Annotated in this window: 16 protein-coding genes; 6 read left to right on the top strand and 10 right to left on the bottom strand. The window is 68.6% G+C overall.

Features of this window, described 5'->3' with window-relative positions; all coding sequences use genetic code 11:
* Nucleotides 1-137: 137 nt before the first annotated feature.
* Both AB0C82_RS27615 and AB0C82_RS27610 read left to right on the top strand, forming a co-directional pair.
* Nucleotides 138-1,448, top strand: a complete 1,311-nt coding sequence (locus tag AB0C82_RS27615) for a PTS transporter subunit EIIC (RefSeq protein ID WP_362846859.1) — start codon at nucleotides 138-140, stop codon at nucleotides 1,446-1,448.
* A 257-nt stretch (nucleotides 1,449-1,705) separates the two neighbouring features.
* A complete protein-coding gene (locus AB0C82_RS27610; protein WP_362846857.1) occupies nucleotides 1,706-2,968 on the top strand; it encodes a PTS transporter subunit EIIC in 1,263 nt (420 codons plus the stop codon).
* A gap of 76 nt (nucleotides 2,969-3,044) precedes the next feature.
* Here AB0C82_RS27610 and AB0C82_RS27605 read toward each other — a convergent pair whose 3' ends face one another.
* A complete protein-coding gene (locus AB0C82_RS27605) occupies nucleotides 3,045-3,797 on the bottom strand; it encodes an MBL fold metallo-hydrolase (RefSeq protein ID WP_362846855.1) in 753 nt (250 codons plus the stop codon).
* A 191-nt stretch (nucleotides 3,798-3,988) separates the two neighbouring features.
* Between AB0C82_RS27605 and AB0C82_RS27600 the strand changes: the two genes are divergently transcribed.
* Nucleotides 3,989-4,441, top strand: coding sequence for a type II toxin-antitoxin system PemK/MazF family toxin (locus tag AB0C82_RS27600; RefSeq protein ID WP_362846853.1), 453 nt, complete (start codon nucleotides 3,989-3,991; stop codon nucleotides 4,439-4,441).
* A 97-nt stretch (nucleotides 4,442-4,538) separates the two neighbouring features.
* On the opposite strand, the gene AB0C82_RS27595 is transcribed toward AB0C82_RS27600, so the two are convergent.
* The 7 genes from AB0C82_RS27595 to clpS form a co-directional block, all read right to left on the bottom strand.
* Nucleotides 4,539-5,489, bottom strand: coding sequence for a cysteine synthase (locus tag AB0C82_RS27595; RefSeq protein WP_362846851.1), 951 nt, complete (start codon nucleotides 5,487-5,489; stop codon nucleotides 4,539-4,541).
* A complete protein-coding gene (locus tag AB0C82_RS27590; protein ID WP_362846849.1) occupies nucleotides 5,489-5,767 on the bottom strand; it encodes a MoaD/ThiS family protein in 279 nt (92 codons plus the stop codon). Before AB0C82_RS27590 ends, AB0C82_RS27595 begins: the two co-directional genes overlap by 1 nt.
* A gap of 98 nt (nucleotides 5,768-5,865) precedes the next feature.
* The gene (locus tag AB0C82_RS27585) at nucleotides 5,866-5,994 is read right to left on the bottom strand and encodes a putative leader peptide (RefSeq protein ID WP_362846847.1); all 129 of its coding nucleotides are present in this window, start codon (nucleotides 5,992-5,994) and stop codon (nucleotides 5,866-5,868) included.
* A gap of 148 nt (nucleotides 5,995-6,142) precedes the next feature.
* Nucleotides 6,143-6,565, bottom strand: a complete 423-nt coding sequence (locus AB0C82_RS27580; RefSeq protein WP_362846845.1) for a M67 family metallopeptidase — start codon at nucleotides 6,563-6,565, stop codon at nucleotides 6,143-6,145.
* Nucleotides 6,566-6,679: 114 nt separating this feature from the next.
* On the bottom strand, nucleotides 6,680-8,110 hold the full coding sequence (locus tag AB0C82_RS27575; RefSeq protein WP_362846843.1) for an amino acid permease: 1,431 nt from the start codon (nucleotides 8,108-8,110) through the stop codon (nucleotides 6,680-6,682).
* A 320-nt stretch (nucleotides 8,111-8,430) separates the two neighbouring features.
* The gene (locus AB0C82_RS27570; protein ID WP_362846841.1) at nucleotides 8,431-9,015 is read right to left on the bottom strand and encodes a DUF2017 domain-containing protein; all 585 of its coding nucleotides are present in this window, start codon (nucleotides 9,013-9,015) and stop codon (nucleotides 8,431-8,433) included.
* Between the two features lie 48 nt (nucleotides 9,016-9,063).
* Nucleotides 9,064-9,372: an ATP-dependent Clp protease adapter ClpS gene (clpS, locus tag AB0C82_RS27565; RefSeq protein WP_185300569.1), complete on the bottom strand. Its 309-nt coding sequence runs from the start codon at nucleotides 9,370-9,372 to the stop codon at nucleotides 9,064-9,066.
* A gap of 89 nt (nucleotides 9,373-9,461) precedes the next feature.
* Between clpS and AB0C82_RS27560 the strand changes: the two genes are divergently transcribed.
* Nucleotides 9,462-10,790 (top strand): nicotinate phosphoribosyltransferase, encoded by a 1,329-nt coding sequence (locus AB0C82_RS27560; protein ID WP_362846839.1) that lies wholly within the window; start codon nucleotides 9,462-9,464, stop codon nucleotides 10,788-10,790.
* 169 nt (nucleotides 10,791-10,959) lie between these two features.
* Complete coding sequence (locus tag AB0C82_RS27555) at nucleotides 10,960-11,556, top strand: isochorismatase family protein (protein ID WP_362846837.1); 597 nt, start codon at nucleotides 10,960-10,962, stop codon at nucleotides 11,554-11,556.
* Nucleotides 11,557-11,573: 17 nt separating this feature from the next.
* Here AB0C82_RS27555 and AB0C82_RS27550 read toward each other — a convergent pair whose 3' ends face one another.
* Together AB0C82_RS27550 and AB0C82_RS27545 are read right to left on the bottom strand one after the other, a co-directional pair.
* Entirely contained in the window at nucleotides 11,574-11,921 is a 348-nt protein-coding gene (locus AB0C82_RS27550; protein ID WP_362846835.1) for a hypothetical protein, read from the bottom strand.
* A gap of 123 nt (nucleotides 11,922-12,044) precedes the next feature.
* Entirely contained in the window at nucleotides 12,045-14,447 is a 2,403-nt protein-coding gene (locus tag AB0C82_RS27545) for an immune inhibitor A domain-containing protein (RefSeq protein WP_362846833.1), read from the bottom strand.
* Nucleotides 14,448-14,815: 368 nt separating this feature from the next.
* Here AB0C82_RS27545 and AB0C82_RS27540 point away from each other — a divergent pair, with 368 nt between their 5' ends.
* Entirely contained in the window at nucleotides 14,816-15,139 is a 324-nt protein-coding gene (locus AB0C82_RS27540; RefSeq protein ID WP_362846831.1) for a hypothetical protein, read from the top strand.
* The last annotated feature ends 18 nt before the right edge of the window (nucleotides 15,140-15,157 follow it).

The raw sequence follows: 15,157 nt of genomic DNA, 5'->3' as shown, positions 1-15,157 counted from the left end.
CAGGCGGGTATCCGGCCGATCGCGAAAGATGACGATCACCGGCGCCCTGCCTGCCGAGCGGGCTCCGCACCGTATCGCAACTGGTCTACACCAGTTTGCAACGACCGCCAAACCAGGCGTGTTCCGGGAGGATGCCGATGAGCTCCAGCAGCGCAGCAGTTCCGACACGGAAGTGGTGGAGCGGCCTCTTCCAAGGACTGCAGAAGATGGGCCGCAGCCTCCAGCTGCCGATCGCCGTCCTGCCGGCCGCGGGCATCCTCAACCGGCTCGGCCAGCCGGACGTCTTCGGCGCCGACGGTCTGGGCTGGACGAACGTCGCCAAGGTCTTCGCGGCGGCGGGCGGCGCGCTGCTCGACTCCGGACTGGGCCTGCCGCTGCTGTTCTGCGTGGGTGTCGCCATCGGCATGGCGAAGAAGTCGGACGGCTCGACGGCCCTCGCGGCGGTGACGGGCTTCCTCGTCTACTACGCGGTGCTGCATGCGTTCCCGGTGGACTGCGCCCCGGGTTCGACGTTCACCTCGGGCGGCACGTGGTTCGGCACGTGCGTCGACGGGGACGCGACGGTGACGGCGGCCGAGTACCAGAACCCGGGCGTGTTCGGCGGCATCGTCATGGGCCTGCTGTCGGCCTGGTTCTGGCAGCGGTACCACCGGGTCAAGCTGGTCGACTGGCTGGGCTTCTTCAACGGACGCCGGCTCGTCCCGATCATCATGGCGTTCGTCGGCCTGGCCGTCGCGTCCCTCTGCGCCTGGGTGTGGCAGCCGATCGGTGACGGCCTGGTCAACTTCTCCGAATGGCTGGTCGACCTGGACTGGGTGGGGTCGGGCATCTTCGGCATCGCCAACCGCGCACTGCTCGTCTTCGGCCTCCACCAGTTCCTGAACACCTTCGTCTGGTTCCAGTTCGGCGACTACACCAAGCCCGACGGCACCGTCGTGCACGGTGACATCAACCGGTTCCTGGCGGGTGACCCGACGGCCGGCCAGTTCACCACGGGGTTCTTCCCGATCATGATGTTCGCGCTGCCTGCCGCGGCGCTGGCGATCTACCACTGCGCGAAGCCGCACCGGCGCAAGGCGGTCGGCGGACTGATGGTCTCGGTCGCCCTGACGTCGTTCGTGACGGGCATCACCGAGCCGATCGAGTACTCGTTCCTCTTCGTCGCGCCGTTGCTGTACGCGATCCACGCGGTGCTCACCGGTGTCTCGATGGCGGTGACGTGGGCGCTCGGGGTGAAGGACGGCTTCAGCTTCTCGGCGGGGCTGATCGACTACGTCATCAACTGGAGCCTGGCGACCAAACCATGGCTCATTATTCCGATCGGCCTGGGCTTCGCCGTCGTGTACTACGCGATCTTCCGGTTCGCAATCACCAAGTTCGACCTCCAGACCCCCGGGCGGGAGCCCGACGAGATCGAGGAGGAGATCGAGAAGAATCTCACGAAGTAGGACGTGCCGGGCTTCCCGCCCGGCCCCCCGAAGGCCCCCGGACCGCTTGGTCCGGGGGCCTTCGTCATGTCACGGAGGGTGCTGGATGCACTACTGCGAATTAGGGGGAATTTGAAGGTTCCTTATCTAACCTTCACCGTGCTAAAACTGGTCTACACCACTGAGTGGTCCAGACCACGCGGCCGACCTGCCGCGTTCCTTGAGTCGTCGCCCCCCGGAACCTGTCCCTGGCGGCGCCTTGCCAATGGAGGAAGTTGATGAGTACGGCCACCGCTTCGGCGGCCCCCGCGAAGAAGCGGGGCTCCGGCCTGTTCCAGGGCCTGCAGAAGGTGGGACGCAGCCTCCAGCTGCCGATCGCCGTGCTGCCCGCGGCAGGTATTCTGCTCCGCCTCGGCCAGCCCGATGTCTTCGGGGCCGACGGCCTCGGCTGGGGCAAGGTCGCCACGGTCTTCGCGAGCGCCGGTGACGCGGTCTTCGCCAACCTGCCGCTGCTGTTCTGCGTCGGTATCGCGATCGGCTTCGCGAAGAAGGCCGACGGCTCCACCGCGCTGGCCGCTCTGGTCGGCTTCCTCGTCTACAAGAGCGTGCTGACCGCGTTCCCGACCTCGGACGCCGTCGTCAACACCACGGCGAACAAGGGTGTCGACGTCGCCGCGACGTACAACGACCCCAAGGTCTTCGGCGGCATCATCATGGGCCTCCTGGCCGCCGTCATATGGCAGCGCTACCACCGCAAGCAGCTGGTGGACTGGCTCGGCTTCTTCAACGGCCGCCGCCTGGTCCCGATCATCATGGCCTTCGTGGGCACGGCCATGGGTGTGCTCTTCGGCCTGGTCTGGGAGCCGATCGGTGACCTGATCACCAACTTCGGTGAGTGGATGACCGGTCTGGGAGCCGTCGGCGCCGGCATCTTCGGTGTCGTCAACCGCGCCCTGCTGCCGGTCGGCATGCACCAGTTCGTCAACACGGTGGCCTGGCAGGAGATCGGTTCGTTCAAGGACTCCGCGGGTGCCGTGTGGCACGGCGACCTGCCGCGCTTCTTCCACAACGACCCCACCGCCGGTCAGTTCATGTCCGGCTTCTTCCCGATCATGATGTTCGCCCTGCCGGCCGCCGCCCTGGCGATCACGCACTGCGCACGCCCCGAGCGCCGCAAGGCCGTCGGCGGCATGATGATGTCCCTCGCACTCACCTCGTTCGTCACCGGCATCACGGAGCCGATCGAGTTCGCGTTCATGTTCATCGCGCCGCTGCTCTACGTGATCCACGCGGTGCTGACCGCCGTCTCCATGGCCGTCACCTGGGGCCTGGGCGTGCACCACGGCTTCAGCTTCTCGGCCGGTGCGATCGACTACTTCCTGAACTGGAACCTGGCGACCAAGCCCTGGATGATCATCCCGATCGGTCTGGTCTTCGCGGTGATCTACTACGTGGTCTTCCGCTTCGCCATCACCAAGTTCAACCTGACCACCCCGGGCCGCGAGCCCGAGGAAGAGGTCGAGGACCTGACCAAGGCGTAAGCCCCGGTCCGGCAGATGCGACGAGGCCCCCACCTTCCCGTCGGAAGGTGGGGGCCTCGTGCGTGCGGCGGACCGCCTAGACCTCGTACACCGCGCCTGGGACGGCCAGCTCGACCGGGCCGGCGAACGCCCTGCGGGCGTCGGCCACGTTGCGGGCGGCGTCCGTCCACGGGGGGATGTGGGTGAGGACGAGGCGGCCGGCCCCGGCGCGCGTGGCGTGCTCACCCGCCTCACGGCCGTTCAGGTGAAGATCGGGAATGTCTTCCTTGCCGTCGACGAACGACGCCTCGCACAGGAACAGGTCCGCACCCTCGGCAAGTTCCACCAGCGCGTCGCAGGAGCCGGTGTCGCCGGAGTACGCGAGCGTCCGCCCGCCGTGCTCGACCCGGATACCGAAGGTCTCCACCGGGTGGCAGAGCTGCTCCGTACGCACGGAGAAGGGGCCGATCTCGAACGATCCCGACTTGAGCGTGTGGAAGTCGAAGACCTCGCTCATCGCCCGGTCCGAAGGGGTGTCCGCGTGGGCCGTGGTCAGCCGTTGTTCGGTGCCGTCGGGGCCGTAGACCGGGATCGTGGCGGGGCGTCCCCCGTCGTGCCGGTAGTAGCGCACGACGAAGTACGCGCACATGTCGATGCAGTGATCGGCGTGGAGGTGGCTGAGGAAAATGGCGTCGAGGTCGTAGAGACCGACGTGGCGCTGCAGCTCGCCCAGGGCGCCGTTACCCATGTCGAGGAGCAGCCGGAAGCCGTCGGCCTCTACGAGGTAGCTCGAGCAAGCCGAACCCGCGGACGGGAACGAGCCGGAGCAGCCGACGACGGTGAGCTTCATGGAGCGTGAACCTCCGAGACGTGGGAACGGGGAGGGTTCGTGCGGTTCCTGCGGTGCGGTGAGCGGTGCGTTGAACGGTTCGTCGAGCGTAAGGCGCGAAACACCTGGTCGCTCCTCCGCAGCCTGCCGTTGTGGGGGAACTCACCTGCTCTGTCACCGGTTCGATGGAAGGCGCCGGTACGGTCGTTCGTATGAACACGTCCTGGTGGGTGGCGCTCGTCGCGGTCGTACTGCTCGCCCTGGTCGTCGCGGTGGTGGACGGCCGGGGGCGCGGTGGCCGGGGCCGTCCGGGTGGACGGACCCGTCCGCCGGGCCGGCCCGGGGGTCCGCGGCGCGGGACCGGGCAGCTGCCCAGGGCGGGCGAGATCTGGTGGGCGGAGGTGCCGTACGAGGACGGGCCCGGGTCGAAGGACCGGCCGTGTCTCGTCCTGTCGGTGCGGCGTGGCACGGCCGTCGTCGCCAAGATCACCAGCAAGCACCATGCGGAGCGGCCCGGGGTGATCGCGCTGCCGCCGGGGTCGGTGGGCGACGCGCAGGGGCGCACGAGCTATCTGGAGCCGGACGAGACGCGGAGGGTGGCCGTGCGTGCGTTCCGGCGGAAGGTGGGCGTCGTGGATCCGGGGGTGTGGGCGCGGGTCCGGTGAGGGTGCGGGGCGCGGGTGAAAAAAGCGTGCCCCCAAGCGCGGGACGGGCTCGTGTGTCAGCCCGTCCGGCGCTTGAGGACAGCTTGTCCGGGGTGGGCTACGCCCAGAGCTGGCCCTGAAGCGTTTCGATGGCCGCTTCTGTCGTGGGGGCCGTGTAGACGCCCGTCGACAGGTACTTCCAGCCGCCGTCCGCGACGACGAAGACGATGTCGGCCGATTCGCCGGCCTTCACGGCCTTGTTCCCGACGCCGATCGCCGCGTGCAGAGCGGCGCCCGTCGAGACACCCGCGAAGATGCCCTCCTGCTGGAGGAGTTCGCGGGTGCGGGTGACCGCGTCGGCGGAGCCGACCGAGAAGCGGGTGGTGAGGACCGAGGCGTCGTACAGCTCGGGGACGAAGCCCTCGTCGAGGTTGCGCAGGCCGTACACGAGGTCGTCGTAGCGCGGCTCGGCGGCGACGATCTTGATGCCCTCGACCTGCTCGCGCAGGTACCGGCCCACGCCCATGAGCGTGCCCGTCGTGCCGAGGCCCGCGACGAAGTGGGTGATGGACGGGAGGTCCGCGAGGATCTCCGGGCCGGTCGTCGCGTAGTGGGCTCCCGCGTTGTCCGGGTTGCCGTACTGGTAGAGCATCACCCAGTCGGGGTGTTCGGCCGCGAGTCCCTTGGCGACGCGGACGGCCGTGTTGGAGCCGCCCGCCGCCGGGGACGGGATGATCTCGGCGCCCCACATGGTGAGCAGGTCGCGGCGCTCCTGCGAGGTGTTCTCCGGCATGACGCAGACGATGCGGTAGCCCTTGAGCTTGGCCGCCATGGCGAGCGAGATGCCGGTGTTGCCGCTGGTGGGTTCGAGGATCGTGCAGCCGGGGGTCAGGCGGCCGTCCTTCTCCGCCTGCTCGACCATGTGGAGCGCGGGGCGGTCCTTGATCGAGCCGGTGGGGTTGCGGTCCTCCAGCTTGGCCCAGATGCGTACGTCGTCGGACGGGGAGAGCCGGGGCAGGCGGACGAGGGGCGTGTTGCCCACGGCCGCCAGCGGGGAGTCGTACCGCATCAGCGCATTCCGCCGGCGACGGCCGGGAGGATGGTGATGCTGTCGCCGTCGGCCAGCTTCGTGTCGATGCCGTCGAGGAAGCGGACGTCCTCGTCGTTGAGGTACACGTTCACGAAGCGGCGGAGTTCGCCGCCGTCGACGATGCGCTCGCGGATGCCGGTGTGGCGGCTCTCCAGGTCGGTGAACAGGTCGGCGACGGTCGCCCCGCTGCCCTCGACCGCCTTGGCGCCGTCGGTGTAGGTGCGGAGGATGGTCGGGATGCGGACCTCGATGGCCATGGCGTGGGCTCCTGTCGGAAGCTGAGAGGTGACGTGGGGCGCGCGTTTCTGCCCCCGCGCTGGGGGTGGGACGTGTGGGTGGCGCTCGGGGCCGCGGCTCAGACCGTACGGCCGGGGGGCAGGCCGCAGCCGGGACAGATCGCGCTGGAGAGCCTGCACAGGTCGACGTGCAGCCGCGCGACGAGCATCGTGCCCGGCGTCTTGTCGCTCACGTCATGGAGAACCATGGGCTCATCGTATCGATTCCCTCCGGGGAAACCCGAGTGTGATCTCGCATCGTGGACGATATGCGTTCGCTGGATGGACATCGGTCGCGTCGGCGAGGTCCGGCGCAGCTCCTGACTCCCGTTGCGGGCCCGGGAGTCAGGAGCGGACTCAGTAGGCCTCGACGACCTTGACGTCCTCTTCGGTGATCTCGCCGTCGACGATGCGGTAGGACCGGAACTGGAAGGGGCCCGCCTCGTCGGTGTCCGCGGTGGAGACGAGGACGTAGTGGGCCCCGGGCTCGTTGGCGTACGTGAGGTCGGTGCGCGAGGGGTAGGCCTCGGTCGCCGTGTGCGAGTGGTAGATGATCACGGGCTCTTCGTCCCGGTCGTCCATCTCGCGGTAGAGCTTCAGCAGGTCGCCCGAGTCGAATTCGTAGAACGTGGGCGAGCGAGCGGCGTTGAGCATGGGGATGAAGCGTTCGGCGCGGCCCGTTCCGGCCGGGCCCGCGACCACGCCGCACGCCTCGTCGGGGTGGTCCGCTCGGGAGTGCGCGACGATCTGGTCGTACAGCGCCTGGGTAAGGGTCAGCATGGCGCTCAGGATATGCATGAGGGCCCGCACGTACCGGGGAGTGGTACGGGCGGGCCCACATGGTGGACGCGGCCGTTGGGGCGGCCGGGCGTCCGGGGAGGCCTTCGGGCGGGGTCAGCGCTTGACGAAGGCGGTGTTCTCGGGGTCGCGGGCCTTGAGCACCAGGTAGGAGACGCCGAGGATCAGGGCCCACACCGGGGCGCAGTACAGCGAGATCCGGGTGTCCTCGTCGACGGCCATCATGACGATGACGAGGCCGATGAAGGCGAGTGCGAACCAGGTGGTGAAGGGGGCGCCGGGGGCCCGGAAGGTGGACTGCGGCAGTTCGCCGCGGTCGGCCTTGGCCCGGAAGCGGAGCTGGCAGACGAGGATCATGATCCAGGCCCACATGCCGGAGATGGTGGCGAAGGAGACGACGTAGTTGAACGCCTCGCCGGGCCACTGGTAGTTGATCCAGACGCCGACGAGCATCAGCGCGGCGGAGAAGGTGGTGCCCACCAGCGGGAGGCCGTTACTCGTCAGCTTGGTGAAGGCCCTGGGGCCCTGGCCGTTGAGCGCCAGGTCGCGGAGCATCCGGCCGGTGGAGTACATGCCGGAGTTGCAGGAGGAGAGCGCCGCGGTGAGGACGACGAAGTTGACGATGGCGGCGCCGACGCCGAGGCCCATCTGCTCGAACGCTTCGACGAACGGCGAGACGCCCGGCTTGAACGTGCTCCACGGCACCACGGAGAGAATCATGATCAGCGCGCCGACGTAGAAGACGGCGATGCGCCACGGCACGGTGTTGATGGCCTTGGGCAGGACGGTCTTCGGGTCCTTGGACTCGCCCGCGGTGACGCCGACGAGTTCGACGGCGAGGAAGGCGAACATCACGATCTGGAGGGTCATCAGCGTGCCGCCGATGCCTTCGGGGAAGAATCCGCCGTCGTTCCAGAGGTTGGCGACGGTGGCCGTGTCCCCCGCGTCGGAGAAGCCGAGCGTGAGCACTCCGGCGCAGATCAGGATCATGCCGATGATCGCGGTGACCTTGACCATCGAGAACCAGAATTCGAGCTCACCGAAGAGCTTCACGGAGATCAGGTTGGCACCGTAGAGAATGACCGTGAAGACGAGTGCGGAGAGCCACTGGGGAATGTCCCACCAGTACGTCATATAGGTGGCCGCGGCGGTGACTTCGGTAATTCCGGTGACGACCCAGAAGAGCCAGTACGTCCAGCCGGTCACGAACCCGAAGAACGGGCCGATGAATTCGCGGGCGTACTCCGAGAAGGAGCCCGACACCGGGCGGTACATGAGGAGTTCGCCCAGGGACCGCATGATGAAGAAGATCACCAGGCCCGCGATGGCGTACGCCAGGATGAGACTGGGGCCTGCCCGGTCGATGGCCTTGCCCGCGCCCAGGAAGAGCCCCGTACCGATGGCTCCGCCGATGGCGATCATCTGGATCTGGCGGGCTCCCAGTCCGCGCTGGTATCCCTCGCCCGTTGCTTCGGCATTCGCGGGGTCCTGCCCTGCGTGCCCCTTGTCGACCTGCGCCGATGTCATGGGTGGTGCGCCTTTCTCCACGCCGATCCGTGCCTTCGATGGCTACGGATCAGGTCCTGATCCCCCCGGATATGGATGGAGTGCCGCCGGCGTTCGGCCGGTCGCGACGTCCCCGGGAACAGGGGTGGCGTCCCCGGGCGTCGTGAAGATTTATCACGTTTGCCCGGGGAGCCAGGGAGTCATTCTGTGGCGCACACCACAGGAAGAAGCGGACAAGCGTTTCCATGGGCGGCAAACAAGGCCATTCAGGTGACGGGATCGTTATTCGGATTTGAGCGTCCGTTGAGCGAACACCCGGCCCGCGATCCGTCGGCCGGCCCTTACGGCATCAGCGTCTCGACGAGTGTTTCCTGGAGGGCGCCGAGCCAGAGGTAGGCCATCACCATGGGCTTGCGCGGGTCGCTGTCGGGAAGGCGGTAGAGGGAGCCCTCCTCGGTGCCGTCCTCGTCGGAGACCTCCAGGCGCGTGCCGATGGTCAGCCGGAGGTCGTTGAGGGAGCCCAGCCAGTTCTGGCACTCCTCGGGGGTGAGTCTGAGCACCGCACCGCCGTCACCTACGGGCGAGAGCGAGTCCAGCGTCCTGACGACGGTGAGGGCGTCGTCGCGCTTGCGGGTGCGCAGGTCGTTCTCGGTGAAGCGGCGGAATTCGGCGGACGCCTCGCGCAGCTCCTTGTCCTCGTCCCCGTACGCCTCGGGGAAGAGCCGGGCCAGTGCGGGATCGGACGGCGGTTCGCTGGGACCTTCGGCGAAGAGCGCGGCGAGGGGGTCCTCGCCCTCGGCGGGCTCGTCGCCCGGACCGATGAGCTCCAGCAGCTGGACGGCGAGGGAGCGCAGGATGGCGATCTCGACCTCGTCGAGCGCGACGGCCGCGCCGCCGCCGGGGGTGGCCTCGAAATGGCCGGCCATGGGTTCTCCGATGGTGGGGCGGAAGGAGGGGCGGGGCGACTGCGGGGGCTAGTTGCGGTCCTGGGTCAGGGTCGCCCACAGGCCGTAACCGTGCATGGCCTGGACATCGCGTTCCATCTCCTCACGGCTTCCGCTGGAGACGACGGCGCGGCCCTTCTGGTGGACGTCCAGCATCAGCTTGTGGGCCTTGTCCTTGGAGTAGCCGAAGTACGCCTGGAAGACATAGGTCACGTAGCTCATGAGGTTGACCGGGTCGTTGTGCACCAGCGTCACCCAGGGGACGTCGGGCTCGGGGACGACGGAGGTCTCCTCGGCCGATTCGGGACGTTCGATCTCTACGGGGGCAGCAACGCTCACCTACCCCATGCTGCCACCCGGGAGGGCTCATCGCACAAACGGACCCTACATCTCGTCACTTTGACGAAATAGGGGGTAGCATCCATGTCATGAACTCAGCGGACCTTGGGCGACGGGTCGGTGTGCCGTCGACCGCACTCTTCACCGACCAGTACGAGCTCACGATGGTGCAGGCCGCACTGAAGGCCGGCACGGCGGACCGGCACTCGGTGTTCGAGGCATTCACCCGGCGGCTGCCCGAGGGGCGGCGGTACGGCGTGGTCGGGGGGACCGGTCGGGTGCTCGACGCGGTGGAGAACTTCCACTTCGACGACGAGATGCTGACCTTCCTCCGCGACCGGGGCGTCGTGGACGCGCCGACCCTCGAATGGCTGGCCGACTTCCGTTTCAGCGGCGACATCTGGGGTTACCCCGAGGGCGAGGTGTACTTCCCCGGCTCGCCGATCCTGCGGGTCGAGGGATCCTTCGCCGAGTGCGTGCTGCTGGAGACCGTGATCCTCTCCATCCTCAACCACGACTCGGCCATCGCCGCCGCGGCCTCCCGGATGTCGGCCGCCGCCGGCGGCCGGGGACTGATCGAGATGGGTGCCCGGCGCACGCACGAGCTGTCCGCCGTGGCCTCGGCCCGCGCCGCGTACGTGGGCGGCTTCGACACCACGTCCGACCTGGCCGCGGGCTTCCGCTACGGCATCCCGACCGTCGGTACGAGCGCCCACGCCTTCACCCTGCTCCACGACACCGAGCGCGACGCGTTCCAGGCCCAGGTCGACTCCCTCGGCCGGAGCACGACCCTGCTCGTCGACACGTACGACGTGACGGAGGCGGTGCGCACGGCGGTGGAGGTCGCCGGCACGGAGCTCGGGGCCGTACGGATCGACTCGGGGGACCTGCTCCTGGTCGCCCACCGGGTGCGCCAGCAGCTGGACGAGCTCGGCGCGACGGGGACCAGGATCGTGGTGACGTCCGACCTGGACGAGTACGCCATCGCCTCGCTCGCCGCGGCGCCGGTCGACGCGTACGGGGTCGGCACGCAGCTGGTCACGGGCAGCGGTCACCCGACCTGCTCGATGGTCTACAAGCTGGTCGCCCGTGCGGGCTCCGCCGATCCGGCGGACACCCTGCGTTCGGTCGCGAAGAAGTCGACGAGCGGCAAGTCCTCGGTCGGCGGCCGCAAGTGGGCCGCGCGCCGGCTGGACGAGCACGGGGTGGCGGAGGCCGAGGTGATCGGCACCGGACCGGTTCCGGCGGAGCTGGCGGACCGGCAGCTGCTGGTGGAGCTGGTGCGGGGCGGCGAGGTCGTCGCACGCGAACCGCTGGAGGCGGCCCGGATCCGGCACATCGCCGCCCGCGAGGGTCTGCCGATGTCGGCGAGCCAGCTGTCGCGGGGCGAACCGGTGATTCCCACCGAGTACGTCTGAGGGCTGCGGGGGGTGTCCGGGCCACCCGGGCACCCCTTTGTCCCCGTTCACCCGACGGGCTTGATTGTGGGGCCGGAGTCTCTAGGCTCGATGTCCCCGGGCCGGCCGGCCCGGCCCGATGACATCCCCCCGCCAGGCCCGCCCCGATTCCCACCGAAGGACACCCGCCATGCACCGCGCGTTGATCGTCGTGGACGTTCAGAACGACTTCTGCGAGGGTGGCAGCCTCGCGGTGGCCGGAGGCGCCGATGTCGCCGCCGCCATCACCGACCTGATCGGTGAGGCCCAGCCCGGATACCGCCATGTGGTCGCCACCCGCGACCACCACGTCGACCCGGGCGGGCACTTCTCCGACCGGCCCGACTTCGAGCACTCCTGGCCCGCGCACTGCGTCGCCGGCACGGAGGGTGTCGGCTTCCACCCCAACTTCGCCCCGGCCGTCGCCTCGGGCGCCATCGACACCGTCTTCGACAAGGGCGCGTACGCAGCGGCGTACAGCGGCTTCGAGGGCGTGGACGAGAACGGCGTCGGGCTGGCGCAGTGGCTGCGGGACCGCTCCGTCACCGAGGTCGACGTCGTCGGCATCGCGACCGACCACTGCGTCCGGGCGACGGCGCTCGACGCGGCCCGCGAGGGCTTCACCACGCAGGTCCTGCTGGATCTCACCGCCGGAGTCGCCCCGGGGACCACCGAGCGGGCCCTGGCGGAGCTCCGTACGGCGGGCGTGGAGCTCTCCGGCAAGCCGGTGGTCCATCCCGCCGCGTAAGGCGCTCCCGGCAGGGGTCAGGCGGCGGGGCGGACCGGGTCCGCGTGACCGCCGCCCGGTCTGAGCAGGGCGCGGATCGGGTGCCAGAGCTCCTGGCCCGTCTGGGGCAGGGCCTTCCACAGCAGCCCGTCCGGGTGGTGCAGCACGGCCGTGATCTCGTCCGGCGTGGGCGGCTGGGCGTTGCCGCGGAGGTAGACGGCGCGCAGTCCCAGATTGCGCAGCCTGGTCAGGGCGCGCGCCCGGTTCGCCGCGTGCACCAGCACCCGTACCGGCGCCGCCGGGTCCGCCCCCTCGGCCGTGTGGATCAGGGTGAGTGCCACCACCACCGTGCCGTTGGGCAATCTGCAGAATCCTCCGCCTGCCATGTTCCGCGCTCCCCCGTGAGACGTCGTGTCAATAAGGATCTGAACAAGAGGCACCTAAACACGATCGGCCGCCGCCCGCTAGAGGGCGACGGCCGATCATGCTGTGACCTGCGGTGATACGAATTACTTGGTCGACGGACCAACCAGGACGGTCATCGTGGAGCCGCTGCGCGGCTCGCTGACGATCGAGATCCGGGTGTTGGTGTCAGGAACCTTGACACTTCCCGTCGGGTTCTCCGCGTACCAGTACGTGCCCTTGCGGTCGTCGAAGACCGGGACGCCGTTCGACGGCTTGATCTGCAGCGGCACATCGGCGTTGTGGAGCGTGAAACCGTCCGTGCGCTGCCAGCTGAACGGAGCGTCGAACGGCTGGATCTTGTTGCGCAGCAGCGAGCCGTTGGCCCACTTCAGCGGCTTGGCGTGGGAGTCGACCGGAAGGATCAGACCCTGGCCGTGATGCTGGGAGGTGTTGTTGTCCTTCTGGGACTTGTCCCAGAGCCACACCATCAGACCGTTCTGGTACGGGTAGTGCTCGACCCAGTCGGGACGGGTCGTCGAGAAACCGAAGTTGTACGGGCCGACCTTGAGGGTCTTGTCGTACGAGACGTACTGGCGGTTCTCGGCGATGTAGTACTGCGGGTAGTCGTTGGTGAACGACTCACCGATCCGCGAGAAGCCCTTCGCGGTCCAGCCGTTGTCGTCGCCCTCGGCGTTGTCCGCGAAGAGCACGGCGCCGTCCGCGGTCACGGTGATGGCGTCGGCCGTGAAGCCCTTGCCGCCCGCGCCGCCGTCCGTCTGGTAGCGGAAGCGGAGGTCGAACTTCTTGCCCGCGTAGGCGTTCAGGGAGTACGAGAGCTTCTTGTACGCGCCCGAGACGTCGGTGAGCGCCGGCTTGTCGCTGGCGTCACGCGGGATGGCCTTGCCGTCGGCGGTGCCGTCGAGCGCGGTCCAGTTGGCGCCGCCGTTCTCCGACACCTCGGTGTAGAGGTAGTCGTAGTCGGCCTCGATGTCGTACCAGCCCGAGAGGTCCAGCGACGCGGCGGACTTGCCGGTCAGGTCGACCGAGCGGGTCAGGGTGTTCGACAGGTCGTCGCCCATGTCGCTCCACCACTGCTTCGAGCCCTCGGCGGGCTTCGTGACAGAGGTGGTGACGGCCTTCTCGGGGAGCTCGACGACGAGCGCCTGCTTGTCCTTGGTGTTGTACGCCGACACGCCCAGCTTGTGCAGCGAGCTCTTGCCCGCCTTGGCGGTGGCGTAGTCGAGCCAGCCCAGCTGGAGCTTGTCCCAGGCGGTCATGTCGCCCGGCAGGTTGCCGATCTCACCGGTGCCGGTGCCGAGCCAGGAGCCCGCCGACATCAGGGACCAGAAGCCGACCGAGTTCTCGCCGCCGCCGGAGGTGTCGTACAGGTCCGGGAGACCGAGGTCGTGCGCGTACTCGTGGGCGAAGACGCCCAGGCCGCCGTTCTCGGGCTGCGCGGTGTAGTCACCGACCCAGATGCCGGTGTCACCGATCTGGGCGCCGCCGGCCTTGTTGTTGGCCGGGCCGGTCGCGCCGGCGTTGGTGCCGTAGGCGTACCAGCGGTGCGCCCACAGCGCGTCGGTGCCCTGGGCACCGCCGCCCGCCGACTCGTCCTCGCCGGCGTGGACCAGCTGGAAGTGGTCGATGTAGCCGTCGGACTCGTTGAAGTTGCCGTCGCCGTCGAAGTCGTAACGGTCCCACTGGTCGTACTGCGCCAGGTCCGTCTTGATCTGCTCGAGCGTGCGGCCCTTGGCCTTCTGGTCCGCGACCCAGGCGTTGACGCCGTCGCGGACCGTGTCCCACACGTTGGCGCAGTTGCTGCTGCCGCAGTAGTTGGAGCCGTAACGGGCCTCGTTGTACGGGACCTTGACCCAGTCGGAGACTTCGCCGTCGACCGAGTAGCGGCCGGACGAGGTCTTCTCGTAGTAGGTCTTGAGCGAGTTGACGCCCGCGCCCTCGCCGAAGTACAGCTCCTGGAAGTGGGCCTGGTTGTAGTCGGCCTTCCAGGCGGTGCTGTTGTCCTTCGCCTCGTCGGGCTCGGCTATCTGGTTGTGCGCCGGGCCGGGCGTGCCGCCGAACTTCTTGACGGGCGGCTTGGGACCGTCGCCGTCCGGGTCGAACATGGTGGTGTTGTCCACCTGGTCACCGAACTCGACCAGGATGGTGAAGATCTTGTCGGTCTTCTCGCGGCCGAGCTCGACGTACTTCTTGTCGTCGAGCTTGACGACCTTGGAACCGTTGCGGTCCGAGACCTTCTTGTCTCCGGAGATGACCTGCTCCAGAGCGGCCTGACGCTGCGCGTCCTGCTGCTTGCTGAAGGGTCCCTCCAGGTCGTGGTCGTGCCCCTTCGCCGGTGCCGCCGGGTCACGGCGGTCGATGAGGGAAGCACCCGAGCCCGAGGGCTGGTCGTCTGCCTGGGCAGTGGCGAAAGCCGACGCCGTAGCGGCGCTCGCGGCCAGAGCCACGGCAACCGCGGTGGCGCGAAGCGCACGTCTCTTAGTGGTCACTTGATGCAGTCCTCCCCAGCGCCCGCGTCCGCGGCCAGGGGGTATCTAAGGGCCGCGCGCGTAAACGCGTCACAAGTGACGACATTCGATCGGAGTTACGGAAGAAAAGACAGACCTTGACTTGAACACACCAACTGCACTATGCAGGAGCCTCTTTCCGGTATCCGGACGTTCACCGGACCGCAACGGGCGCGTCGAACAGGCATGTTCGGCGATGCCGTGACCCAGTGCGCCCCCCGTGCATCGGCACCGTGGGTTAGGTCACGCTTACTGCACGTTCCGCTCGGGCATCCACCGTCGTAGAGTCGCTTGACAGTGCGACCGTGTTGAGAGACCGCCCAACCGACGTCCCGAGGACGGAAATCGCCATGCCGCATCCGACTGCCGCACAGCTCTCCTACGGTTCGGTCACCGTCGTCTTCTCGGCCCTCGCCATGCTGCTGCTCTCCGGCACGGGTTCCCTCGCCGGTGTGGCGGCCGTGTGCACCGCCGCGCTCGCGCTCGGTCTGCTGGTGGCCGTGGCCGTACATCCGCAGAAACGCCCGAAGGCGTCGCGGACGGCCGGCACGGCGACACGGCCGGCCGCCGACCGTACGGACCGGGCACTCGACGGCTTCTCGGCGAAGGTCCCCGCGGCCCGCCAGGCCGGACGTCCCGCCGAGCGCGTCGGGGAACACTCCCTGCGCCGCTGAGCCCAGGGCCTCCGGCTT

Source organism: Streptomyces sp. NPDC048560 (genome assembly GCF_040650955.1).
Lineage (GTDB): Bacteria > Actinomycetota > Actinomycetes > Streptomycetales > Streptomycetaceae > Streptomyces.
The sequence above is the reverse complement of the archived record's forward strand: the minus strand, read 5'-3'. Positions and strand labels throughout refer to the sequence as shown.

Excerpts from the sequence above, each read along its gene's own strand:
- AB0C82_RS27615 (WP_362846859.1), top strand. The coding sequence starts at position 138 with ATGAGCTCCAGCAGCGCAGCAGTTCCGACACGGAAGTGGTGGAGCGGC.
- AB0C82_RS27610 (WP_362846857.1), top strand. The coding sequence starts at position 1,706 with ATGAGTACGGCCACCGCTTCGGCGGCCCCCGCGAAGAAGCGGGGCTCC.
- AB0C82_RS27605 (WP_362846855.1), bottom strand. The coding sequence starts at position 3,797 with ATGAAGCTCACCGTCGTCGGCTGCTCCGGCTCGTTCCCGTCCGCGGGT.
- AB0C82_RS27600 (WP_362846853.1), top strand. The coding sequence starts at position 3,989 with ATGAACACGTCCTGGTGGGTGGCGCTCGTCGCGGTCGTACTGCTCGCC.
- AB0C82_RS27595 (WP_362846851.1), bottom strand. The coding sequence starts at position 5,489 with ATGCGGTACGACTCCCCGCTGGCGGCCGTGGGCAACACGCCCCTCGTC.
- AB0C82_RS27590 (WP_362846849.1), bottom strand. The coding sequence starts at position 5,767 with ATGGCCATCGAGGTCCGCATCCCGACCATCCTCCGCACCTACACCGAC.
- AB0C82_RS27585 (WP_362846847.1), bottom strand. The coding sequence starts at position 5,994 with ATGGTTCTCCATGACGTGAGCGACAAGACGCCGGGCACGATGCTCGTC.
- AB0C82_RS27580 (WP_362846845.1), bottom strand. The coding sequence starts at position 6,565 with ATGCTGACCCTTACCCAGGCGCTGTACGACCAGATCGTCGCGCACTCC.
- AB0C82_RS27575 (WP_362846843.1), bottom strand. The coding sequence starts at position 8,110 with ATGACATCGGCGCAGGTCGACAAGGGGCACGCAGGGCAGGACCCCGCG.
- AB0C82_RS27570 (WP_362846841.1), bottom strand. The coding sequence starts at position 9,015 with ATGGCCGGCCATTTCGAGGCCACCCCCGGCGGCGGCGCGGCCGTCGCG.
- AB0C82_RS27560 (WP_362846839.1), top strand. The coding sequence starts at position 9,462 with ATGAACTCAGCGGACCTTGGGCGACGGGTCGGTGTGCCGTCGACCGCA.
- AB0C82_RS27555 (WP_362846837.1), top strand. The coding sequence starts at position 10,960 with ATGCACCGCGCGTTGATCGTCGTGGACGTTCAGAACGACTTCTGCGAG.
- AB0C82_RS27550 (WP_362846835.1), bottom strand. The coding sequence starts at position 11,921 with ATGGCAGGCGGAGGATTCTGCAGATTGCCCAACGGCACGGTGGTGGTG.
- AB0C82_RS27540 (WP_362846831.1), top strand. The coding sequence starts at position 14,816 with ATGCCGCATCCGACTGCCGCACAGCTCTCCTACGGTTCGGTCACCGTC.